Here is a 23,600-nt window from a genome sequence, read left to right on the forward strand (position 1 = left end):
TGGAGATTTTACTTATGGCAAAAAAAAAGAGCAAAGCATTGTTTTTTGCTATATCGTTTTTTTTACTTCTCTCTGTTTTGCTGCTTCTTTTTGCTGTTGCTATTCCCTCATTTTTTTCTGATGTTTCTTCTAATGTTTGGAAATCCTACCGTGTTTTGGCCTATCGCTATGATACGGATGAAGAAGCTCTGCTAGCTTCTCTAGAAAAACTTGGCTTTACCAATATAATAACTAAAAAAAGGCAAAAAATAGAAATTTCTACTTTTTCTGGGAAAAAAGAATATCCTCTGGACTATATAGAAGAGAAGTTTGACTCGGATGATCCTAGACTGGATGCATATATAAAATGGCTTCCTGACATGTTTTCTGCAAAACAGGGAGATGTAGACTATAAATTGATGTATGTAAATACCAATCTTTCTGTTCCTTCTTTTTTTATAAAGATATATCCTGTATTGAGAAAATACAGAGACAGGGTGATTCTTCCTTTTTTTAACAGAATATCCAGATTGGCAATGGCATTTTTTTATTTTCTGCTATCTCTTCCTCTTATTGTAAGGGCAAAAGGTATAAGGATATGGGCCTTTATAAGCTTGGGACTTTGGACGATTACTATATGGACAGCCGGTTCTTTTGTTTTTTCATTTGCTGTTGTTTTTCTTGTGGGATTTGTTATCTTACTTGACGAGTTAAAACCTTTTATGGAAACAACTATAATGTGGAAAAAGGACAAGAGACTTCTTTTACCTCTCTTGGTTAAAGGCTTTATTCCTGTTTTTATATTGTCAGTTATGCCTTTTGTAAAAGGCATGCTTTTACCATCTATTATCTTGTTGTTTGCTCATGTATTGATTATAGCTCTTATTTTTGTGAGATTGCGTATCAAGAGACTTGCTAGTTCCCACAGAATATTTCTGCCTCTTGGCATAAAAAAGACAGGATTAAAAGATATTTTTGATACAAAATACTCTTCCCCAATAAGTATTTTATTTTTTGCCAGTCTTCTGGGATTTTTTGTTTCCTACATTGATATATCGGGAAACAGTATTGTCATGCCTGTACCTGTTGTCTCTGAAATGATGTGGAATGATGATAATATAAAGCCATATGAACTTTATATTGCACACATGGCTTATCAGGATGGTTTTTTGTATAATTTCCCTTTTAAAGTTCCTAAAGAGGGTGAGAGTATAAGGCTTCCTTTTTATAAAATACAGGGAGCAAACGTAAAGAAAGAAGAAAGAATCATGTTTTCCTATGATGGAGATTGGTTTGACGAGGTCTTGACTGTATCTTTGGATAACATTGCGAGACTTTTTATAGAAAATCCTTCCTGTGCTGTTCAAAAATCTCGTCCCTCTGCTATAATAAGCACAAAAAGTCCCAAGACAGTAGCAATTATTCTATTGCTTCTGCCTTTTTGCTGGAGAAGCATAAAGTCTTATTTGACTTTTGATTTTAGGTATGTTATGAGAGCAGAAGTCGAAAAAGAAAGAAGGCAGGCAGCTGCATGAATATACTTACAAAGAAAAAAAAGGGTGTTGAGTTTATAGATTACAGGAGCAGATTTTGTGATGATGTTCTTACCACAGCTCTTCCAAGGATTGTGGTTCTGCCTCTGGGATACGGAAAGATAAAGCCAGCCAATCCTCTTGTGCATGAGGGTGCTGCTGTAAAAGAGGGGCAGCTTATTGCAAAGCCGGATAATAGAGAGAGTATACCTCTGTTTTCTCCTGTGCCAGGTGTTGTAAAGGATATAAGAAAGATTACCCTGCCTGACGGTGATAAGCAGAGCGCCATAATAATAGAATTGTCCGGGACGTTTAACAGAAAGTCTGCAAGTCCTGATCTTTCTTCTTACATAAACGTTTCTCCAGAAGAATTATGGAAACTCTTATACGCAAGAGGTCTTGCAAGGCATTCTCAACCTGCTCTTCCTCCGTATCTTTTTATGCCGCTTCCGGGTAAGAAGGCTAAGACTCTCATTGTAAGGTGTTTCCCTAACCAGCCATGGGATAATACGGAAAGTATCATCTTCAGAAATATGTATCGTGAGATGATGATTGGGCTTCATGCCCTTGTCAGAACAACTATGCCGCAACGGCTTGTTTTGTTTCTAGAAAAAGATGCGGATTATCAGAATAACAGTGAGAAGATATTTGCAGACAGCAGGGAATGGGGAGTTCCCACAGCGATAATGCCTGCTGATGATTTTTATCCTTCTGCCCATGACTTTATGCTTATAGAAAAGACAGATGGAACTCGTCTTAAGTATGGAGATATCCCCGCCATGATGGGCTATGTGATAGTAGAACCTTCTACTCTGATAGATGTTTATAATATCATTGCTTTTGATAGGCCTGTTCTTGAGCAGCTTGTGAGTGTAGGAGGAGATGCCATAGGGCAGCCTACGGTCTGTAAGATAAAAAAAGGTATGCCTGTTTTTGAACTTGTAAATATTAAGGAGCTTTCTCTTAAGACAGAAGATGTCGATGTCTTCTGGGGAGGTCCTATGACAGGGTATTCTTCTGACTGGCTCGGTTCTCCTGTCCTGCCTGGTATTTCTGCCATAACTGTAAACAAAAGAGTAAGAAAACCCTGTCCTTCTGTGTGTATAAAGTGTGCTTCCTGTAGTGCTGTTTGTCCGCGCAATCTTGAGCCGATGCTCCTCTATGATTTTATAGAGTCTTCTGAGGTGGAAAAAGCATTTAAAGCTGGGCTTGGCTATTGCATAGAGTGCGGATTGTGTTCTTTTGTCTGTCAGTCTTCTCTGCCACTGAGTCCTGTTTTTTCTCAAGCTTTAAAAGAGGTGAATCAGCATGAGTAATGCTTTTTTTAACAGGGGAGGATATGCGGGTACGCGTCATGCAGCTCGTGATTATAAGCTTTTGTTTTCTTTTTTACCTGTTATCCTCATGTCTGTTTTACTAAGAGGTCCTGCAACGCTTGTTGTATGGGCGCTGTCCGGTATGTTTTCTGTCCTTTTGGATTTTTTGCTTTCTGTTCTTGATAGAAGGCAATATTGTTTTTCGCCTTATTCATTGCTTCTTGGATTTTTTATTGCAGCTTATCTTCCTGATGGAGTTTCTTTATATCATCTTTTTGTTGCTATTGGTTTTGCTCATGTTGTTGTACTATGGCCTTTTGGGGGCAGGGGATATGCATGGCTCAATCCTGTTGCTGCAGGGGTTGTTTTTATAATGCTTGCAGTCCCTTCTCTTTTGTCTTCTTTTTCTGCAACTCTCTATTCTCAGTCTGATACTTTGCCTTTTTTTCTTATAAAACAATCGGCCGCTTCCACTCCTGTTATGGCTTCTGTCTCTTTTTCTGCCAGTAGTTTTGATTCTGCCATATCCTCTTATCTCAATGACAGTATTCTTTCTTCTTTTGCAGCTTATATTCCTTCCGGTTATGTTGATCTTTTTCTGGGTAATGTTCCGGGTCCGCTAGCAGCTATTTCTACTGCTCCTGTTATCTTGATAGGAGCATATTTACTGTGGGATTATGTTGTTGATGCTGTGAGTGTGATTTCTTTTCTTGCTGTATATGCCTGTTTTGTCTGGTTTTTTGGCAGCTTTGCAGATACCGGTGTCTTTGCCCAGGGAGATGTTCTTTTTTATCTTTTTTCTACTGATGTTTTCTTTGCTGCATTTTTCTTACTGTCAGACCCCATATCCACTCCTTTTTCTATGCTCTTGTCGCGATTGTGGTCTGCCTTTTTAGGCTTGTTGGCTGCTCTTTTTTCTGTTATGGGTTTTTCTCCTTTTCCTGCTCTGCTTGCCATAGGTGTGGGCTGTGTTTTTGTGCCTCTTACGAATTATATAAAAACACGCTTTGTTCTCTTACAGGGGGCTAAAGATGAAGAAAACTGAGAAGAATCTGGATTTAGCTCTTATTGTACTTTTTTTCCTTGCCGCTTTAGCTCTCATGTTGTCTGCTTTCTGGATTTTAAATCCGTATTTTGCTTCTGATGATTCCGATGCTAAGGCTTTTGACAAGTTTTCTGTTTCTTATATGCCCGGGACAGGAGAGATGCTGGACAGACATATAAGGCTTTATCTGTCTGACTCATCTGCTTATAGGTATGTAGCGGCTGTTTCTATGCGTTGGAATGGTATTCTTAAGGCTTTTTTTGCTTATTCTGATTCTGGTACTCTTGTTTCTGTTTTTATACCGCATAATGGATTTGTTGCTTCAGAGAATCTTTTTCCTTCTGATATTGCCGCTTATATAGAAGGCAAGGAAGATAAAAATGATGTTTACATATCCGCACTCTTTCTCTCACGTGCGAGAACACTGGATATGAGAATAAAAAAACTTCTTACGGATAAGGGGTATCTGAGGTGAAAAAGGTCGGTGTATTAAAAAACAATTCTCTCCTCTCTTTTTCTATGGGTCTTATCCCTGCTCTGGCTTTGACCTCTTATCTGGGGTATGGTCTTCTTCTTGCTCTGAGTGCTTTTCTTATTGTGCTTTTTATCAGCATGATTTTATCTTCTTTTAGAGATTATCTTGAGACGGATTCTATGAGGCTTCCTGTTTTTTTTATAATCTCAGGGACGTTTATTACTCTTGTCGAGCTAGTGTTGGAGGCAGTTTTCCCTTCTCTTTTGGCTGTATTTGGTCCTTATCTTGCTATTCTTGTTGTCGGTTCCCTTGTTTGGGGTTATGCTGTTCCTTATTCTTTTGCTCATAGGCCTAAGCGTACTTTTTTTATGGCTCTTAGACTTGGTGCAGGTTATGGTCTTGCTGTTGTGTTTATTTCTTTTATACGGGATATTATGGGGCATGGGAGCATCTCGTTTTATCCTTTTTCTGAGATGGTTGTGGAGTTGGGAGCTGCCAGAGACTACAGGTTGATTGTTTTTTCTGTGGCACCGGGAGCTTTTTTTGTCCTTGCTTTTGTTTCTGCTTTGTTTAGAAAGTTCTTTGAGAAGAGGGGGGAAGAATGAGTTTTTTTATTTTCTCTGTTTTCTATAATCCTGTTTTTTATTTTTTTCTTGGGGCTTCTCTTGTTATTTTTGCTCCTTCTTCCATAAGGGATGCGTTAAAGCTTGGTTTTTTTACTATGGTTCTTCTTTTTTTTGCCGGTTCTTTCCAATTTGTTATGGAGACTTTTTGGCTGGATGTTACCGGTATGCTGGCTTTTCGCCTGATTGTTTTTTTTGTGGGTTTTTCTGTTATTCTTCTTGCTGCTTTTTATCTTGGAAAGAGTTTTTTTCCAAAATTAATGGAATGTTTTTATGATTTTATACGTGATGGCAGCATTATTAGTCTTGTTTTGGGTCTTGTTTTTATCATAATGGATCAGAGGATGTCTTTTTTACAGTCTGTTTTTGCTTTTTTTTCTGCAGGTATTGGTTTTCTTATAGCTTTACTTGCTTTTGTTGGGATTTCTAATTCTATCCGTGATAAGGTTGTCCCGACTTCTATGCAGGGGCTTCCTGTAAGGATTTTGAGTGCCGGGCTTGTTTCTATGTTTTTTATGGCAGTAGGGGAAGCTTTTTTATATAATTTTTAGCCTGCAAAAAGGGCGCGGCAGGCTCTGCATTGCTGAGCCGTTCGGTTGTAATATAATTCCTCATAGGCTTACTTGACTAAGATATTTCTACGTTGCATAATGCTTTTTAATATTTCCCACATAAGGAGTGCATGCTGTGCCTTGCGGAAGAAAAAGAAAAAGAAAGAAGATTGCAAAGCATAAAAGAAAGAAAAAATTAAGGAAGAATCGTCACAAGAAGAGAAAGCACTAGTCTTTATAGGGCAGGGATTGCCCGGTTTTTGTTGTCCGTTGTGTTTTGTGGTGACGGATTTCCTTGCGGATTTTAACCGGTTCCTTGCCCTCTATTTTTTGTCTGGATATCTATGGTTTTGTTTTTGTCTTAATATTCTTTGATTTTTATTGACTTGTGTCATATTGTAGGTATATTCTTTTTAACACCTTATACTTTCATGGATGTTGCTGTGGATAATGTCACTTATAATGGATTTGATGATATGCTTGTTAAAAATGAGCTTCCCTCTGAAAAGTCACCTTTCTGTTCTTATCTTGAGCGTATAAACGAGCCTGGCGATATAAAAAATCTTTCCTTTAGAGAGCTTGCTTTGCTTGCAGATGAGATACGAGAGTTTATTCTGGATACTGTGAGCCGTACTGGGGGGCATCTTGCTTCCAATCTGGGTGCCGTGGAGCTTACACTTGCTTTGCACTATGTTTTTGACAGTCCGCGGGATGCTATTATCTGGGATGTTGGACACCAGTGTTATACTCATAAGCTTATAACTGGAAGAAGAGAACGTTTTGCTACTCTCCGTCAAAAAGGGGGGCTTAGTGGTTTCCCTCGTCCAGAGGAGAGTCCGCACGATATTGTAGAGACCGGACATGCTTCTACTTCTATCTCCAGTGGTCTTGGACTCCTCGTGGGGAGAGAGATTCTTGATATAAAGGGACATGTGATTGCTGTTATAGGAGATGGTGCTTTAACCGGTGGTCTCGCTTTGGAGGCTCTCAACCATGCCGGTCATCTAAAAAAGAATCTCATTATTATCCTCAATGACAATGATATGTCCATAAGTCCCAATGTGGGTGCAATCTCTTATTATATAAGCAGACTTTCAACTTCTTCTTCTTATCAGGGGGTAAGGGACAGGATAGACAGTCTTATCAAGTCCATTCCTCATTATGGTGATTCTGCTTTAAAGCTGGTTGAGAGGTTTAAAGCCGCTGTAAAATCTGTTGTATATGAAGAGAACTTATTTTCTCATCTTGGTTTTGAGTATGTAGGTCCTGTCGACGGGCATGATATAGAAAGGCTTGTTTCCAATTTTTTGCGTGTCAAAGAACTGTCTAAGCCTGTTGTAGTGCATGTAAAGACCCAAAAAGGCAAAGGCTATCATCATTCTGAGAGCAATCCCACTTCCTACCACGGGGTTGGACCTTTTTCCATAGAGACAGGTTCTTCCGGCTCATCTTCTGCTTCTCCGTCTTTTACTTCTGCATTTTCTGCTTCTCTCATAAAATATGCTGAAGTAGATAATAAGATAACTGCCATAACCGCAGCAATGGAAACCGGTACGGGGCTTTCTTCTTTTAAAGAGCGTTTTCCCGATCGTTTTTTTGATGTGGGCATTGCCGAGCAGCATGCCTTGACCTTTGCCTCAGGACTTGCAAGAGCAGGGCTCAAGCCGGTTGTTGCTATATATGCCACTTTTCTACAGCGGGCTTTGGACCAGCTTATACATGACATAGCGCTTCCGGGGCTTCCTGTTGTACTTGCTGTGGATAGAGCAGGTCTTGTTCCTGGTGACGGAGATACTCATCAGGGAATATATGACCTTGCCATGCTGAGGGCTGTCCCTTCTCTTAGTGTCCTTATGCCCTCTACTTCCTGTGAGATGAACATGATGCTGGGATGGGCACTTTCTGCAGACAGCCCTGTGGTAATACGTTATCCTAAGGACACTTGCCTGTCGGAAGATGGTGCTTTTATATCTCCTCTTGAGAAAGGCCGAGGAATATTTGTAAGAAAAACAGGCAGTGCAGATAGACTTATAATAGGCTATGGCGGACATATCCGTGAGTGCATCAAAGCCGCAGAACTTGCGGAAAAGCAGGGTATCAAGTGTGATGTGTACAGCCTCAGGTTCTTAAAGCCCCTTGATATTGATTATCTATCTGCAGTATGTAAGCCATATAAAAAAATAATCATAGCAGAAGACATAGCTGCCTCAGGTGGAGTGGGCAGTCTGATAAAATCCGAGCTCGCAGATACTACTGATGCGGTCATAACTTTGAGAGCAGTATCCGACGAGTTTCCTCAGCATGCAACGCGTGAAGAACTCTTGGCTTCCTACGGACTTGATGCAAAAAGCCTTGTAAAGCTTATATAAAAATAATCTGAACGTACAGACTCGCTATCTCTCGTCCGTACTGCCTCCGGCGGTAGGAAATTATAGTTTGGTGTGAGAAAAAAGTTTGGTGATTAAAAATCCGATTTATACGGGTTGTAGAGTTTGTATTCTTGTTTTATATCATGTTGTCTTTTTTTTTGCTCATATAATATATAGTGTGACTAAAGCATATGTCGTTGATATTTTGTTTTTCTGCCAGAGGCAGCGATATGCCGCTATGCGGCATATCGCGTTCGGGCTAAGATGTGATTTTTCTTGAGCTGAGCAGGTGCCATTTTTGGTTGACAGGGTATTGTTTTATCAGTACCATATAATCAACCCATGGCCGAATAAGAGGAGGAATTATGGAGAATAAGAATAAGTTTCTTTCTATATATCAATATATGTATATGGCAAGAGAGATTGACCGCCTGGAAGAGGATTATACCAAGCGGGGTGAGGCTTTTTTTACGGTCTCTGGTGCAGGGCATGAGGCTTCTGCAGTTCTTGCGGATTTTTTTACGCCTTCCGACTGGCTACATTGTCACTATAGGGATAAGGCTCTGATGCTTGCCAGGGGGCTGGAGCCGGTACAGTTTTTTCATTCTCTTTTTACTAATAAGGATTCTCATTCTGCCGGCAGACAGATGAGTGCCCATATAAGTGATCCTGAGCTTAAGATTTTGAGTATCGTAGGACCGGTAGGTAATTCTGCTCTGCAGGCTGCAGGTGTTGCCAAGGCTGTTAAGGATAAGCCCGATAAGCCGGTTGTCCTTTGTTCTCTTGGTGATGGGATGACTCAGCAGGGGGATGTTCTGGAGGCTATTGCCCAGGCTGTGCGTGACGAGCTTCCTGTTTTGTTTTTTATAGAAGATAATAAATATGCTATTTCTACAAAGACTCGGGGCAAGACTTTCTATGACAGACCGGATGGCAAGGCATCTGAGTTTTACGGGATTCCTATAGATTATGTCGATGGTACGGATGCGGTAAAAGCTTATGAGTCGCTTAAGCCTGTTGTGGATGGTATGAGGGGTGATAGAAAACCTAGGATTGTTGTTTTTGAGGTAGAGAGGTTGTGCAATCATACCAATGCGGATGATGAGAGCATATACCGCCCGGAAGAAGAGAGAAAGCAAGTAAGGGAAGCTGCTGATCCTATAAAGAAACTGAGAGCTTTTCTTATATCCGAGGGGGTAAAAGAGGATGAGCTTGCGTCTTTGGAAAAGGGGATAACGGAGAGGCTGGAGGCTATGGCAGCTGAGTCTCAGCTTGTTCCTGATCCGGAGCCTATCCATACGGCCAAGAAAGCTTTGCCCGAGAGGCTCACTAATCCTGCAATAGAGAATGAGGCTCCTGAGCTTACTGAGAATGAGCTTAGGGTTATGAGGGATGCCATACGGGATACTCTTGCAGCTAGGATGGCAGAAAACTCAGATGTGTTTCTATTCGGTGAAGATTTGGAGGATCCCAAGGGTGATGTCTTTGGTGTTACCAGAGGGCTTACCCAAAAGTTTCCCGGACAGGTGCAGAACTCTCCGCTTGCTGAGGCAAGTATTGTTGGCGTAAGCATAGGTATGGCTCTTGCTGGCAAGAGACCTGTTGCTTTTTTGCAGTTTGCAGACTTCCTGCCCATTGCCTTTAACGAGCTTATTTCTGAGCTTGGCAGTATGTGGTGGAGGACTGACGGCGGCTGGGAATGTCCTGTAATCGTTATGGTTTCCTGTGGCGGTTATAAGCCTGGTCTAGGTCCTTTCCATGCAAGTACTTTTGATGGCGTTGCTGCCCATATACCAGGTGTGGATGTGTTTATGCCTTCCACTGCAGCAGATGCAGCCGGTCTTCTTAATAGTGCTTTTGAGTCTGGAAGGCCTACTATATTTTTCTATCCAAAGAACCTTCTCAATAGCAGAGATTTTGCTACAAAGAAGGATGTTTCCCGACATCTTGTGCCTATAGGTAAGGCTGCTGTGAGAAGAAGAGGTGATGATATTACATTTGTATCTTGGGGAAATAATATTGTTCATTGTCTTGTTGCGGCAGAGACACTTTCTCATAATGGTGTAGAGTCAGAGGTTATAGACCTGAGAAGCCTTTTCCCCTGGGATAAAGAGACCGTAATAGAGTCTGTAAGGAAGACAGGCAGGCTCATCGTTGTACATGAGGATACTCATACTGCAGGGCTTGGTGCTGAGGTCTTAGCTACGGTTGCCGAAGAATTGGGAGAAGCCATAGATATGGCACGTGTTACAAGGCCGGATACCTATGTGCCTTGTAATTTTCCTTCTCAACTTGAGGTTCTTCCTTCTTATAAGCGCGTTTTGGAGACTGCAGTTAAGATGCTCGGTGGTTCGGTAAGTTGGCAGAAACCGCCCAAGGCGGAAGCTGGATACTACTATCTGGAGGCTGTAGGTTCCAGCCCTTCTGATGAGCGTGTTACTGTTATTGACTGGAAGATAAAAGAAGGTGATGAGATAAAGGCAGGTGATATCGTAGCCGAGGGAGAGGCTGATAAGGCTGTTATAGAGATAAGGGCATCCGTGTCTGGTACTGTGGAGAAAATCATGGCACCTGAGGGAGAGAGTGTTGCTGTAGGTTCTCCTATAGCAAGGATTAAGCTTCCCAAAGGTGCGGCTGCAAAGGCCAAGCCTATCACCCAGGAAGATCCTGGCAAGCCGGTTATAGAAGGGCTGGGCTCTGTCAAGAAAAAGACAAAGGTTGCATCAGATACTAAAGATGCCTACACAAAGAATTCGCTCCCATTTATCGTGGACGTTGCAGTACGTCTTGGTTCTCGTGTTGTTGATAACCAAGAAATGTCCAAGATGTGTCCCACATGGTCCCCTGATGACATAGTTAGAAGAACGGGTATCAAAGAACGCAGATGGGCTGCAGATGGTGAGGATATCGTCAGTTTGTCTGTGGATGCCATAAAAAGCCTCTTTGCCAAAACCGGCGTGGGCATAGAGGACATAGATGAGATAATCTGTGCCACAACAACAGCTCCTCATAACAGCCCAGCACTTGCAACCCTAATACAATATGAGCTCTCCAAGGACAAAAACGGAATAACCTGTCCCGCTTATGATATCAATGCGGCATGTTCCGGTTATCTGTATGCTCTTAGGATAGCCTATGACCACATACAGACAAATCCGGATGCTAGGATTTTGGTGGTGACTGCGGATGTTCTTTCTAGACGCGTTGACCCTGCTGATCCCTCAACTGCCCCTGTCTTTGCGGATGGAGCCAGTGCAAGCCTTGTTGCAGGCCCTGCAAGCGGACTCAAACCACGTGCAAGCCTCTACAGACCTGTGATGTCGGCAGAGGGTGAGGATGGTAGCATCCTTAGAATCCCTTATACGGAGCCAATATTTATGGATGGACCGGCTGTATATCAGCGCGCAGTAAAGTCACTTATCCACGTCCTAAGGCGAGCTCTAGAAGAAAATGGTCTAAGCCTTGATGATATGGACCTCATGGTTCCCCATCAGGCAAACCAGCGTATAATAGATGCCGTAAGAAAGAGGATTAAACTCCCTGAGGAAAAGGTCTACAGCATAATCGACACTATGGGTAATACATCTGCGACAACCATCCCCGTGTGTCTTGAGAAGATCTTTGCTGACTCTGTAGAACCTGGCAAGATTCTTGGCCTTACAACCTTTGGTGCGGGCTTTACCTTTGCAGGCGGAGTCTTAAAGCTTGTCTGATATATTTTCAAGAATGTTCTGCCGCCCCCAAGGGGCGGTTTTTTTATACCGAACGGCAGAATGCGCGCTATAACAGGCAGAGCAAAAATAAAAAGCGCGCTTCTGCCTGCCTCCGGCATAATATTAAAATAGACTTTCTGGGAAGGGATGCATATGCGCCGCAAGCAGGAGGGGCTGCGCCTTCTTTCTTATCTTACATAAATGGCGCAGATCCGACGCTAAGTATTATTGTTAATTCTTTTTTTTCTATATAGATTATTGATATATCTTTTTACGGAGGTTTTATGTCGCTTTCTGCTGGTGATAGGTTTGCTGGTTTTATTGTAAAATCGGTTGATTTTATAGAGGAGCTTTCTGCTAGGGGAATTCTGTGCGTGCATGAGCGCACCGGGGCACAGGTTTATCATGTTAATACCGACGACAGAGAAAATCTTTTTTGCTTTTCTTTTAAAACATTGCCTGATAATAACAAGGGAATCCCTCATATCCTTGAACATTCTGTTTTGTGCGGTTCTGAGGCTTTTCCTGTCAAGGACCCCTTTGCCTTTCTTATGAGAAGCAGCCTTTCTACTTTTCTCAATGCCATGACTTATCCTGACAGGACATTGTACCCTGCAGGAAGTGTGGTGGAAGAGGATTATTTTAATCTCATGCGCGTTTATGGCGATGCTGTGTTTTTTCCTCTTCTCAAACGTGAGGCATTTTTGCAGGAGGGACACAGACTGGAACTTTCTGACAACGGTCTTCATCGTGTAGGTGTTGTTTACAACGAGATGAAAGGGGTGTTCTCTGATCCTGAGGCACTTTCTGCAGACCTTTCATTCAGGGGGCTCTTTCCTGACTGTAATCTTGGTTTTGAGAGCGGAGGCGTACCGGAGGCCATAGCCGACTTGTCTTACCAGGAATTTATGGATTTCTATCGCAAGAATTATAACCCTGCTGCATGCAAGATTGTCCTTTATGGAAACATAGCAACGGAGAAACAGCTTGAGTTCCTTGACAGGGAGTTCCTTAGTAGGATGGAGGGGAAAGAGCTGTCTTGTGAGATTCTTATACAGCCTGAGTGGTCAGAGCCAAGACGAAGGGAGGAGTTCTACGGTGCTGATAAGGATGCTGAGGAGGATGAGGATTTTATTGTATCTGTTAACTGGAAAACAGCTCCTCTCTCTGACAGAGAAAGCGTTGTTGCGCTTGAGGTCTTGAGTGAGATTTTGCTTGGTACGGATGCGGCTCCTCTTAGAAAAGCACTTCTTGAGTCTGGTTTGGGTGAGGATGTTGCTCCTTCTACCGGCTATGAAAATGAGCTTTTTTACAGCATTTTCTCTGCAGGTCTAAAGGGTGTTTCTGAGTGCGATGTAAACAGGGTAGAAGATCTTGTTTTGGATTGTCTTTCATCTCTTGCTGAGAAAGGAATCCCATCCGAGAATATAGAGGCTGCTTTTAGAAAGATGGACTTTAGGTACAGAGAACTTTATGGAAAACGCAATGCAGGTCTAGTCTATATAAGACGTATAGTGCGCGGCTGGATATATGATGTACCTCCTGCTTTTCTACTGGATTTTTTGCCTGTATTTGATAGGATAAGAAAGATAGCTTCTTCTGATTCTTCGTTTTTTCCCAAGCTTATAAAAAAGTGGCTTCTTGATAACAGACACAGGCTTACTCTTATAATGCGCCCTAGACCCGGTATGTTTGAAGAGGAAGAAAAAAGGGAGCAGGAGCAGCTGGATAAGCTATTTTCTTCCATGTCAGAGAAACAGTTGGATGAGATAAGGCAGGATTCTGAGCTTGTCAGCAAGTTCCAATCTGCTGATGACAGGGATATTGCTGCTAAGTGTATTCCTGTTCTTGAGTTAGAAGCTCTACCCAAGACGGTTGAGAAAATAGAACAAGAGCATATTGTATTGTCCGGGATACCTGTGTATTTACAGCCTATAGAGAGCAATGGTGTTGTGTATGTGGATATTATTTTTTCCCTGGACGCCTTGTCCGATAAGGAGCTTTATTTTATCCCGCTTCTTGTTGACATGCTTGAGGGAACAAGCACTCCGGAGATGACATACGATCAGGTAGCAATAAAAATGGATATGCTCACGGGAGGCCTTTCTGTCAATGAGGATGCAAGCACAACAGTAGATAATAAGACTGTAAGCAGCATAATAATAAGGGTAAAGATGCTGGAGACGATGGTGGATGAGTCCGTACCTTTTATCACTTCCTATCTTTCTTCTGCAGATGTGTCGGACAGAGAGAGGCTTAGGATGGTTCTGGGAGAATGCCGACAAGATTTTGTGTCTTCTATTGTTTCTTCTGGTAATTCTTTTATGACTCTCAGGTCGGAGGCTGCCTTTTCCTCTGCAATGGCTATGGAAGAAAGATGGAAGGGAGTGGCGCAGTTTTTCTTTCTGGACACTCTCAGCAGAGGGATTTTCCCCAAGAATTTTGATGAGCTTTTATGGTCTCCTGTATATGAAAACAATATAATCGGAAGGGACTTTAATGTTATTTCTAATGAAGTGGGGGCTATGCTTGTTGGCTTAAAGAATCGTTTTATGTGCAGAGAAAATGTTATTTTGTCTGTTACTGGTAAGGGGAAGGGTGCTGATAAGGTTGCAAGGCTTATTTCGGACTGGGCTTCTTCTCTTCCGTCTTCTGCTTCTTCTCCTGCAGTCCGTTCTGCATTATCTCTTCCTCTTTCTCAGGGCTTTGTTGCTCCTAGTAAGGTATCCTATGTTGCTGCTGTCATGCCTGCTCCCAGGCTTGGTGATATCGGTTTCTCCGAGCTTGCTGTTGCTGCACAGGCTTTAAAATCCGGTCTTCTATGGGAACGCATAAGAATGAAAGGTGGTGCCTACGGTGCATCTGCTGGTATTTCTGCTCTGGAAGGGACTTGGAGTTTTTCTTCTTATCGAGATCCTAATTCGCTCAAGACTGTGATGGCCTATGAGGAGATTCTACAGGATCTTGCAAAGGGTGTTGTAGGACAAAAAGAGATAGAGCAGGCTATACGCGGGCTTATCGGAAAGGAGATAGCTCCGCAGTCTCCGTCTGCCAGGGGGTACACTGCTTTGCGACGTGCTGTTTTGGGAATAACTGATGATATGAGACAGAAGCATAGGGATTCTGTGCTTTCCTGTTCTGCAGAAAAGGTAAGAAAGGCGGCAGAGATTCTTGTTGATAATTGGCAGTCAAGAAAGATATCTGTTCTTGGCGATGATGCGCGTATAGAAGAGATTGCAAAGGCAGGTTGGGCTTTTAAGAGGATTGATATAAGGCTATAGGAGTTTTTGTGGAAAACTTGTGGATATTGTGGAAAAATTCTTAATTTTATAGTGAATTCAATAGGGAAAAACTTGTGGAAAACTTGCAAAGAATAGGTTTAAAATGTTTTAAGTATTTGTTTTATAAATAATTATATCTGCAGCTGTGTTTTTCACAGCTGCTTTTTTTTGTGGATTTTTTTTAAAAAAAATACTTTGTTTTTTCCACAGTTAATATGCTGTGGAAAAAGGGGTTATTAGTTTTTCTTTGTTTTGTTTGTTCTTCTGGGATATCTTTTGTTATTCTTTCTGCCACAGGCAGGAGTCCCTGCGCCTTACTGTCTTTTTTCTTATTATTGCGCTGGGACGACGTTCGGTTTTTTTAATGTTTTGTTTACAAAAGTGGGTTATGGCTTTACAATTATTTATATAATTGATATTGGAGGATGTGATATGAAAAGTGTAAAAGGTACAAAAACAGAGAAGAATCTTCTTGCTGCTTTTGCAGGAGAGTCCCAGGCAAGGAATAGATATACATACTTTGCAAAGCAGGCAAGAAAAGAGGGGTATGTACAGATAGCAAATATTTTTGAAGAGACTGCAGAGCAGGAGAAGGTGCATGCAAAAAGGTTTTTCTCTTTTCTGGAGGGTGGAGAGGTTGAGATTACTGCAGCTTATCCTGCTGGTAGGATTGGCTCCACTGAGGAAAATCTAAAAGAGGCTGCTGAGGGTGAGAATATGGAGTGGTCTTCTCTCTATCCCGAGTTTGCAAAGGTTGCAAGGGAAGAGGGGTTTGAAGGGATTGCCATTCTTTTTGAGAATGTGAGTGTTGCAGAAAAGCAGCATGAGAAGCGTTATAGGGCTTTGCTTGAGAATGTCAAGAATGGCAAGGTCTTTAAGAAAGATAAAAAGGTTGTATGGCGTTGTATACACTGTGGTTATATCGTAGAGGCAGAGGAGGCGCCTGCCAATTGTCCTGCTTGTGCTCATCCTCAGGCCTACTTTGAGGTGCTAGGGGAAAATTGGTAAGATGAAGCTGCTGCAATATGCGGCAGCTTTTTTTTGCTGGCCCTCTAGCCAAAAATGTTATTTCCGATTATTTTAATAATAATTATAGGGAGGACTTATGATTTCTGAAAGGCTTTTAAAAGAACTTAATGTGCAGATAAGAGAAGAGCTTGCTTCTTATTATCTTTATCTTTCCATGTCTTCTTATTTTGCAGATAAGAATCTCAATGGCTTTGCCGGTTGGATGTACAATCAGGCGCAGGAAGAGATGGCTCATGCCATGAAAATCTATGGTTTTATCATAGAGAGAGGCGGCAGAGCAATATTTGACGCTCTGGATAGGCCTAAGTCAGATTGGACGGATGTGAAGGCTGTCTTTGAGGATACTCTAAAGCATGAGCAGTATATTACGGGCAGGATTAACAAGTTGGTCTCTATTGCCAGAGAAGAAAATGATTATGCTACGGAGATTTTTCTCCAGTGGTTTGTTACTGAGCAGATAGAAGAAGAGGCCAATGCGGAAGATATACTCAATAAAATTTCTCTTCTTGCAAATAGCCCCCAGGCGTTGTATCTTTTAGACAAGGAACTGGGAGCCCGCGGAAGTCTTCCGCTTGCTTCTGGACAGGGTGCCGTTGGCAGCCAGCAATAAAAAACAGGAGAATGTTATGAAGAAATATGTATGTGATGTATGCGGATACATCTATGATCCGGCAGAAGGCGATCCGGATAATGGTGTGGATGCTGGGACAGCTTTTGAAGATATTCCCGATGATTGGGTATGTCCCATGTGTGGTGCACCCAAGGACGATTTTTCTGTTCTTGAGGACTAATAGTAGCAGGGTGTTCCGTACTGGGAACACCCTTTTTATTTATATCAAGACTGTGTAGTGTTTTTTATGGCAAAGTGATTTATTGGATTCTTGCCTCTTTTGGGAAAATGTCTGATATGAGAACGGATATGATTTTTGTTACAATGTAATCCGGATAAAACTGTCTTTGGTGGTTAAATCTTATTTGTTTGAGTGATAATTTTAGACAGCTTTTGTCTTGTTCAGATTATAATTTTTATTGTGACTGAGTTTTTCCTCAGTCAGATTATAGGGACTTGGCTTATATTTAAGGTCTTTGTTTATACCATATTTATGGAATGAATCTTATATATTTGTGTATGATATCTGAGTGGCATATTATCAGAAGATAAAATCTGCCTAAAATATCTCAACATCTTTTTTCTATGTGTTGTTAGTATTTCTATTTTTATGTATTATTCTTTTTTTAAAATTGTTTAAAAAGTCCGGATATCCCGTGCAGGAGAGAATGTGAGAGATAATAAGATAAGCCTCAGAAGTCTTACTCTGCCTATTTTGGTGGAAACTTTGCTCAGAACAACTTTGTCTTCTGTTGATACTTTTATGCTCGGCCGTTTTGCAGACCAAGCTGCGGGTGCAGTAGGTGCCATACAGCAGTTTATGTTTTTTACTCTGGTCGTTTACACAGTTGGAGCTACGGGAACGAGCATTATTGTGTCTCAATATCTTGGTGCTGGCAGAAAGCATACGGCAGCCGAGGTTTCTCTTGTTGCGATACTCTTTAATCTTGGTATTGGTGTTTTTCTTAGTATCGTAATGAGGCTTGCAATGCCATATATTCTTGATAGTCTTAAACTTGAATATATTGTGAGAACCTATGCAGAACAATATGTACGGGTATATTTTACCTTTTCGTTTTTTCAGGCTGTCAGTGTGGTTTTATCAGCTATTTTACGCAGTCATGGATACAGCAAACTCCCCATGTATGTAAACATGGGTGCCAACCTGTTAAACATAATCGGCAACTATATTTTTCTGTTTGGTCCGGGAGGACTTCCTGTGCTGGGGGTAACAGGAGTGGCGATATCTACTGTTAGCAGTCAGTTTTTGGGTGTTGCTGCTATGCTTGTTATGATTTTTAAGCATAAAGATATATCCCTATTTAAGGATAAAGCTATAAAACTAAGATTTACTTATGCAAAAGATATAGTAAAGATAGGAGCTCCCAGTGCAGGGGAAACTCTTTCTTACAATCTTGCACAGGTAGCCATATTGTATATGATAGCTCCAATGGGCACTATAGCACTTACAAGTTATACGTATTCTGTCATATTATCCAGATTTGCCTATATTATTGCTCTGTCTCTAGGAGGAGCCAGTCAGATATTGGTGGGACATAAGGTAGGCAAGGGAGATAATGACGATGCATTTATGGAAGTTATAAAAGCAACAGCCATAGGCATGATGAGCGGCTTTTTTGTAATGAGCTTGATGGCAGTATTCAGGTACAAAGTGGTTGGTTTGCTCACTTCTAATCAAGACATAATAGAGCTGACAGCAAAAATTTTGCTTATATCAGTGATATATGAGACAGGAAGACCTATGAACCTCATAGTAATATCCGGTTTAAAAGGGGCTGGAGATGTATTATTTCCTGTCATGGCAGGTATTATTATGATGTGGGGCATATCTGTTACCGGAGCATGGTTTTTTGGTGTCCATATTGCCATGGGCCTTGTAGGCATATGGATAGGCAGAATGCTTGACGAATGGCTGAGGGGCATTGTCATGCTCATAAGATGGTTTTCTCGCGCCTGGCATGGAAAAAGCGTAGTCAGAGAAGAAATCAGTGCATAGGCAAAAGACCTATGCGCCCTACATATCCAGTTATAGGCTTATGCCCAGAAACTCCGGCAGAGAAGAAGCAAAATCCCTTATTTCGTCTCTTACTTTTCTGTATACACTTAAAATTTCTTCTTCATCCTCCATGTCCCGTGTAAGATACGGCGGATCGTCAAAGCCCTTATGCAGAACCTTTACCTTGGCTGGGAAATACGGACAATTTTCCCTTGCATTGGAACACACCGTAATCACATAATCAAAATCCCTGACAGGAAGCTCATCAACAGTATTGCTGGCATGATTATCTATAGGCACACCGGCCTCGGACATGACCCGCACAGCGTAAGGATTTAGCCCATGTTTCTCTATACCGGCGGAATAAACATCCACCTTATCTGCATAAAAATGCCTTATCCATCCCTCCGCCATTTGACTGCGGCAGGAATTACCGGTACACAAGACAAGAATTCTAATCTTCTCCACGTCATTCCTCCGAATTTATAAGTAAAAAACTAATATAAATTAGCAATATTCAACAATAATATTATATGAAAAATATGTAAAGTCCGAACGGCAGAAGACGCACAATATATGGCTATCCTTGATAAGCATTGCGTCTTCTGCCTGCCTGCGGCAAAAAAAAAGCCACATCTTTACGATGTGGCATAATCTTAAGCTTTATGGGCCCAGTAGGACTTGAACCTACGACCCGCTGATTATGAGTCAGCTGCTCTAACCAACTGAGCTATGGGCCCTTATGTGCATAGAGCATGCCCAAAATTGACTCTTTTGTCAATACCCAGATAGCAATTTTTGCACATAGATGTGTGATCTAAGGCATAGTTGCATCTATACTTTATGGTATGGCTTAGTATCCTTTTCTGCAGTATCCCAGGATACCGGTAATTTGTTGACAATCGATAAAAAAAAGACTATTCTTTACTAAACTGATAAGAAAAACAGGAGAAAGACAATGAATGCAAAACAATTATCACCGGGAATATGGCATTTGGCCGCAAACATATCCAAGGACAATCTTTTTGAAGGATTGTGGCCAATACCGCACGGTGTTTCTCTTAACTCATACATAGTAGAAGGTGCGGATATAGCTCTGATAGACCTTGTGAGGGAGTGGGAAGATGCTCCCAAGCAGCTTGAAACACAGTTAAAAGAACTGGGCCTGGAGTTTAACCGCATAAAATACCTTATTCTCAACCACCTTGAGCCGGACCACACAGGTTGGCTTGCCAATTTTAAAAAACGCAATCCTCACATAGAAATTGTAACAACCAAGAAAGGTGCTGACCTTGTAAGAGAGTTTTATTTTATAGAAGACAACATACGTGTCGTAAAGACAGGCGATAAAATAGACCTTGGGGACGGCAAAACACTTGAGTTCTATGAGGTTCCCAATGTCCATTGGCCGGAGACTATGGTGACCTATGAGCCTGCAAGTGGAACACTGTTTTCCTGTGATGCATTTGGTTCTTATGGCTCTTTGACAGAAAAATCCTGCGACTGCGAACTCAGCGAGAAAGAACACGAGTTTTACGAGTTTGAAAGTCTGCGATATTATGCCAACATAGTTGCAAGCTTTTCCACCTTTGTTGAGCGCGCAATCAAAGCCCTGTCTGACCTTGAGATAAAAACAATCTGTCCGTCCCACGGCATAGTCTGGACAGACCGTCCTCAGGACATAGTGGAGCGTTATGCACGCTATGCCTCCTACTACAAAGGTCCCTGCGAGCCTGAGATAACACTCATATGGGGTTCAATGTACGACAACACAGCCTATGCAACCGATGCGGTTCGCGACGTACTTCTTGAAAGTGGCATCACCTTTCATGAATACCGCGTACCAGAGCAGGATATCTCTCATATCCTTGCCCATGCATGGAAATCCCAGGGGCTCATACTTGGTATGCCCACTTACGAATACCACATGTTTCCACCCATGGCACACGTCATAGACATGATGGGACGCAAGCATGTAAAAGGCAGAAAAGTCTTCTGGTACGGCTCCTTTGGCTGGTCAGGCGGCGCAGAAAAAGAGCTCAACAGCCTCATAGAGCAGCATAAACTCGGGTGGGATATAACAGGCAAGGCTGACTTTAGAGGGCGACCAACAGAAGAAGATATTGAGAAAATAAAGCAGGGAGTGCGCGATTTTATAAAGACAGTAATGGAAAGTGCCAAGAAATAATATTTACTTTATATCGAACGCCGAGCCCGCAAGCGAGCTCGGCTGCCTCCGGGATAGTATAGAATGGACAGCCTTTAGATGCTGCCTGTTTTTTTATTCGCCCGCAGGCAGGCTTACCCGCATTTTTGTTGTTGTTTGCTGTGCATAATGTGGGTAAGCCGTTTGGTATAAAAGAAATATTAAAAATCCGCATTGCCCGGTGTTCTGGGAAATGGAATAACATCTCGGATATTCTGCATTCCGGTCACGTACTGAACCATACGATCAAAACCCAGACCAAACCCGGCATGGGGTGTGCTGCCGTATTTTCTAAGCTCCAAATACCACCAGTAGTTGTCTGCATCCATGCCAAGCTCCTTTATGCGCGCAAGGAGTTTATCGTAATCATCCTCTCTCTGGCTGCCGCCTATTATTTCTCCCAGCCTCGGAACAAGAACATCCATGGCTCGCACTGTTTTACCATCCGGATTCTGCTTCATGTAGAAGGCTTTTATGTCGCGTGGGTAGTCTGTAACTATCACGGGACCTCCTACAAGCTCCTCTGCAAGATATCGCTCGTGTTCTGTCTGAATATCCATACCCCAGTGAGGCTCGTACTCAAACTTCTTACCGGCATTTTCCAGCTTGCTTATAGCTTCTGTGTAGGTTATGTGCTCAAAAGATGCATTAGCCACTTTTTCTAGTTGCTCTATTATTCCACGTGATATCCACTGGTCAAAGAAGGCCATATCTCTGTGGTTTTTATCCAGGGCTGCCCTAAGGAGTGCCTTGATAAAATCCTCTGCAAGCTGCATATCGCCTTCTAGTTCGCAGAATGCCATCTCCGGCTCAACCATCCAAAACTCGGAAAGATGTCGCGTAGTATTGGAGTTCTCCGCTCTAAAAGTAGGACCGAATGTATAAACTCTACCAAAGGCTTGTGCATATATCTCCGCCTCAAGCTGTCCGCTTACAGTAAGGTATGCAGGCTTTCCGAAAAACTCGGGATTTTCCGCACCTTCTGCCTCTGCACTTACTCTAAACATAGCGCCTGCACCTTCTGCATCGCTTGTTGTTATTATGGGGCTGTGCACATACATAAAACCGCGCTCATTAAAAAAACTGTGTATTTCCTGGGCCAGTGTGTTTCTTACCCTCATCACTGCACCGAAGGTGTTGGTTCTGGGTCTTAGGTGTGCTATCTGCCTCAGAAATTCAAAGCTATGTCGCTTTTTTTGCAGGGGATAATCCTCAGGAGATTCTCCTATGAGGATTATTTCTTTTGCCTGTAGCTCTATGGGTTGCTTTCCTCCAGGAGATTCTGCAAGTATTCCTGCTGCCCTTAGTGAAGCACCTGTGCGCAGTCCTTGTGGAAGTTGTGATATTACTGCTCTATCTACAACTACTTGCAGCGAATCAAAGCAAGAGCCGTCGTTGAGCTCTATAAAGGCTACTTGTTTTGACTCTCTTACCGAGCGTACCCAGCCATAGACTGTTATTGATTGTCCCTCCGGACTCATAGAAAAAATGTCCGAAATTCTTTTTTGTTCCTGTTTCATAGCTAGTTTTTTAGCACTATTTTTGTAAAATTAGAAGATATGCTCTGCCGGTTTTGTGCTATTTCTTGTAAACTTAGTGTTTTTATGATTACAGGCTTTTGTTTTTTGTGTAGGTGATAAAGACTTTTAATTGTATGCAGTTTTCTTAGGCTTTGCAGTATTGTATGTTTTCTTTTTGCCGTGTTTTGACCTTTTTGCATATTTTGTGTAGTGTTTTAGAGTTGCGGAGGATGTTTTGTCTGATAAAGATATTTCTTTTATGCACAGAGCTCTTAGCCTTGCATCAAGGGCGATGGGGATGACGAGCCCCAATCCCATGGTAGGGGCTGTTGTTGTAAAGGATGGCCGGATTGTTGGAGAGGGTTTTCACAGACGAGCTGGGCTGCCTCATGCAGAGGTGGAAGCTTTGCTTGAAGCGGGGAATGCAGCAAGGGGTGCTACTGTATATGTCACCCTTGAGCCTTGCTGCCATTATGGTAAAACTCCCCCTTGTACGTCTGCGCTGATAGATGCCGGAGTAAAAAGGGTTGTTGTTGCCGCAAGGGATCCCAATCCCAAGGTGGCAGGTAGGGGGATAAAGATTCTAAGGGAAGCCGGTATTGATGTGAGAACAGGGGTGCTAGAAAAGGAGTCCAGATGGCTCAATAGGGGGTTTATGTCTAGGATGGAGAGGGGGAGACCCTGGGTTATGGCAAAGATTGCTATGGGCTTGGACGGTAGGATTGCTCTGCCTGATGGTTCTTCCCGGTGGATAACAGGAGAGGATGCTCGTCATGAGGTCATGCGGCTGAGGGCTTGGTATGATGTTGTGCTTACTGGGGCGGGTACTGTTATTGCCGATGATCCGCAGCTTACAGTAAGACTTCCTGCTCATGAGAGACAGCCTTTGCGTGTGGTGCTTGACGGTATGGGTAGGCTTGATGCTGGTTACAGGGTTGCAGAATCCGGTACAATTGTTTTCTCAGGTAAGGTTGCAGATAAAGCCAATATAGCTGCTCTTAAGAATAAGGGTGTGGAGTGTATTTTTTATGAAGGAGAGAGGATACCGCCTTCTTTTGTCCTCAACACTCTTCTTGAAAAGGGTGTTAATACTGTTATGATTGAGGCGGGACAGGGTGTTATTTCTTCTTTTGCTGGTGAGGACTTGATAGACGAGCTTGTTGTCTTTGTCGCGCCCAGAGTTCTGGGGAAGGGGCTCTCATGGATAGATGTCAGACTGGATAATCCTCTTTCTTCTGTGCCTGCCTGGCGTCTTCTTGATAACAGGACTGTTGGTGAGGATGTTATGCTGCACTATGTAAAGAGAGCATACGGAGAGTAGGGGTGCCTTGTTA

At 42.4% G+C, this 23,600-nt stretch carries 17 protein-coding genes and 1 tRNA gene; 15 read left to right on the plus strand and 3 right to left on the minus strand.

Annotation, left to right across the window (positions count from 1 at the left end):
- The first annotated feature begins 14 nt into the window (after positions 1 to 14).
- The 13 genes from WKV44_03605 to WKV44_03665 all read left to right on the plus strand — a co-directional run bounded on the left by WKV44_03605 (position 15) and on the right by WKV44_03665 (position 18,540).
- Entirely contained in the window at positions 15 to 1,514 is a 1,500-nt protein-coding gene (locus WKV44_03605; protein MEM5947624.1) for a hypothetical protein, read from the plus strand.
- Positions 1,511 to 2,827 (plus strand): hypothetical protein, encoded by a 1,317-nt coding sequence (locus WKV44_03610; protein ID MEM5947625.1) that lies wholly within the window; start codon positions 1,511 to 1,513, stop codon positions 2,825 to 2,827. The genes WKV44_03605 and WKV44_03610 overlap by 4 nt, the downstream gene beginning before the upstream one ends.
- Positions 2,820 to 3,872 carry an RnfABCDGE type electron transport complex subunit D gene (locus WKV44_03615; GenBank protein MEM5947626.1) on the plus strand — a complete coding sequence of 351 codons (1,053 nt, stop codon included), beginning with the start codon at positions 2,820 to 2,822 and terminating at the stop codon, positions 3,870 to 3,872. Before WKV44_03610 ends, WKV44_03615 begins: the two co-directional genes overlap by 8 nt.
- Positions 3,859 to 4,347 (plus strand): hypothetical protein, encoded by a 489-nt coding sequence (locus WKV44_03620; GenBank protein MEM5947627.1) that lies wholly within the window; start codon positions 3,859 to 3,861, stop codon positions 4,345 to 4,347. The genes WKV44_03615 and WKV44_03620 overlap by 14 nt, the downstream gene beginning before the upstream one ends.
- Positions 4,344 to 4,952 carry an Rnf-Nqr domain containing protein gene (locus WKV44_03625; GenBank protein ID MEM5947628.1) on the plus strand — a complete coding sequence of 203 codons (609 nt, stop codon included), beginning with the start codon at positions 4,344 to 4,346 and terminating at the stop codon, positions 4,950 to 4,952. The genes WKV44_03620 and WKV44_03625 overlap by 4 nt, the downstream gene beginning before the upstream one ends.
- Complete coding sequence (locus WKV44_03630) at positions 4,949 to 5,521, plus strand: Rnf-Nqr domain containing protein (protein MEM5947629.1); 573 nt, start codon at positions 4,949 to 4,951, stop codon at positions 5,519 to 5,521. Before WKV44_03625 ends, WKV44_03630 begins: the two co-directional genes overlap by 4 nt.
- Positions 5,522 to 5,952: 431 nt before the next feature.
- Positions 5,953 to 7,890 carry a 1-deoxy-D-xylulose-5-phosphate synthase gene (gene dxs, locus WKV44_03635; GenBank protein ID MEM5947630.1) on the plus strand — a complete coding sequence of 646 codons (1,938 nt, stop codon included), beginning with the start codon at positions 5,953 to 5,955 and terminating at the stop codon, positions 7,888 to 7,890.
- A gap of 365 nt (positions 7,891 to 8,255) precedes the next feature.
- On the plus strand, positions 8,256 to 11,603 hold the full coding sequence (locus WKV44_03640) for a beta-ketoacyl-ACP synthase 3 (GenBank protein MEM5947631.1): 3,348 nt from the start codon (positions 8,256 to 8,258) through the stop codon (positions 11,601 to 11,603).
- 284 nt (positions 11,604 to 11,887) lie between these two features.
- Positions 11,888 to 14,884, plus strand: a complete 2,997-nt coding sequence (locus tag WKV44_03645; GenBank protein ID MEM5947632.1) for an insulinase family protein — start codon at positions 11,888 to 11,890, stop codon at positions 14,882 to 14,884.
- Positions 14,885 to 15,316: 432 nt separating this feature from the next.
- Positions 15,317 to 15,892, plus strand: a complete 576-nt coding sequence (gene rbr, locus WKV44_03650; protein ID MEM5947633.1) for a rubrerythrin — start codon at positions 15,317 to 15,319, stop codon at positions 15,890 to 15,892.
- A gap of 97 nt (positions 15,893 to 15,989) precedes the next feature.
- On the plus strand, positions 15,990 to 16,523 hold the full coding sequence (locus WKV44_03655) for a ferritin (protein ID MEM5947634.1): 534 nt from the start codon (positions 15,990 to 15,992) through the stop codon (positions 16,521 to 16,523).
- A gap of 16 nt (positions 16,524 to 16,539) precedes the next feature.
- Positions 16,540 to 16,704 (plus strand): rubredoxin, encoded by a 165-nt coding sequence (gene rd / locus WKV44_03660; protein MEM5947635.1) that lies wholly within the window; start codon positions 16,540 to 16,542, stop codon positions 16,702 to 16,704.
- Between the two features lie 489 nt (positions 16,705 to 17,193).
- Complete coding sequence (locus WKV44_03665) at positions 17,194 to 18,540, plus strand: MATE family efflux transporter (protein MEM5947636.1); 1,347 nt, start codon at positions 17,194 to 17,196, stop codon at positions 18,538 to 18,540.
- Between the two features lie 30 nt (positions 18,541 to 18,570).
- Here WKV44_03665 and WKV44_03670 read toward each other — a convergent pair whose 3' ends face one another.
- Positions 18,571 to 19,008 carry an arsenate reductase ArsC gene (locus WKV44_03670; GenBank protein MEM5947637.1) on the minus strand — a complete coding sequence of 146 codons (438 nt, stop codon included), beginning with the start codon at positions 19,006 to 19,008 and terminating at the stop codon, positions 18,571 to 18,573.
- 198 nt (positions 19,009 to 19,206) lie between these two features.
- Positions 19,207 to 19,280 (minus strand) — tRNA-Ile (locus WKV44_03675).
- Positions 19,281 to 19,498: 218 nt separating this feature from the next.
- Here WKV44_03675 and WKV44_03680 point away from each other — a divergent pair.
- The gene (locus WKV44_03680) at positions 19,499 to 20,728 is read left to right on the plus strand and encodes an FprA family A-type flavoprotein (protein ID MEM5947638.1); all 1,230 of its coding nucleotides are present in this window, start codon (positions 19,499 to 19,501) and stop codon (positions 20,726 to 20,728) included.
- Positions 20,729 to 20,907: 179 nt separating this feature from the next.
- On the opposite strand, the gene asnS is transcribed toward WKV44_03680, so the two are convergent.
- The gene (gene asnS / locus WKV44_03685) at positions 20,908 to 22,266 is read right to left on the minus strand and encodes an asparagine--tRNA ligase (protein MEM5947639.1); all 1,359 of its coding nucleotides are present in this window, start codon (positions 22,264 to 22,266) and stop codon (positions 20,908 to 20,910) included.
- 235 nt (positions 22,267 to 22,501) lie between these two features.
- Between asnS and ribD the strand changes: the two genes are divergently transcribed.
- Entirely contained in the window at positions 22,502 to 23,587 is a 1,086-nt protein-coding gene (gene ribD, locus WKV44_03690; GenBank protein MEM5947640.1) for a bifunctional diaminohydroxyphosphoribosylaminopyrimidine deaminase/5-amino-6-(5-phosphoribosylamino)uracil reductase RibD, read from the plus strand.
- The last annotated feature ends 13 nt before the right edge of the window (positions 23,588 to 23,600 follow it).

It is taken from the genome of Spirochaetia bacterium 38H-sp (genome assembly GCA_039023545.1).
In the GTDB taxonomy this organism is placed as follows: Bacteria; Spirochaetota; Spirochaetia; order Winmispirales; family Winmispiraceae; genus Rarispira; species Rarispira pelagica.

Coding starts and splice junctions, on each gene's coding strand:
- WKV44_03680 (MEM5947638.1), top strand. CDS start 19,499: ATGAATGCAAAACAATTATCACCGGGAATATGGCATTTGGCCGCAAAC.
- WKV44_03655 (MEM5947634.1), top strand. CDS start 15,990: ATGATTTCTGAAAGGCTTTTAAAAGAACTTAATGTGCAGATAAGAGAA.
- rd (MEM5947635.1), top strand. CDS start 16,540: ATGAAGAAATATGTATGTGATGTATGCGGATACATCTATGATCCGGCA.
- WKV44_03610 (MEM5947625.1), top strand. CDS start 1,511: ATGAATATACTTACAAAGAAAAAAAAGGGTGTTGAGTTTATAGATTAC.
- dxs (MEM5947630.1), top strand. CDS start 5,953: ATGGATGTTGCTGTGGATAATGTCACTTATAATGGATTTGATGATATG.
- WKV44_03630 (MEM5947629.1), top strand. CDS start 4,949: ATGAGTTTTTTTATTTTCTCTGTTTTCTATAATCCTGTTTTTTATTTT.
- WKV44_03615 (MEM5947626.1), top strand. CDS start 2,820: ATGAGTAATGCTTTTTTTAACAGGGGAGGATATGCGGGTACGCGTCAT.
- WKV44_03620 (MEM5947627.1), top strand. CDS start 3,859: ATGAAGAAAACTGAGAAGAATCTGGATTTAGCTCTTATTGTACTTTTT.
- asnS (MEM5947639.1), bottom strand. CDS start 22,266: ATGAAACAGGAACAAAAAAGAATTTCGGACATTTTTTCTATGAGTCCG.
- WKV44_03605 (MEM5947624.1), top strand. CDS start 15: ATGGCAAAAAAAAAGAGCAAAGCATTGTTTTTTGCTATATCGTTTTTT.
- WKV44_03645 (MEM5947632.1), top strand. CDS start 11,888: ATGTCGCTTTCTGCTGGTGATAGGTTTGCTGGTTTTATTGTAAAATCG.
- rbr (MEM5947633.1), top strand. CDS start 15,317: ATGAAAAGTGTAAAAGGTACAAAAACAGAGAAGAATCTTCTTGCTGCT.
- WKV44_03640 (MEM5947631.1), top strand. CDS start 8,256: ATGGAGAATAAGAATAAGTTTCTTTCTATATATCAATATATGTATATG.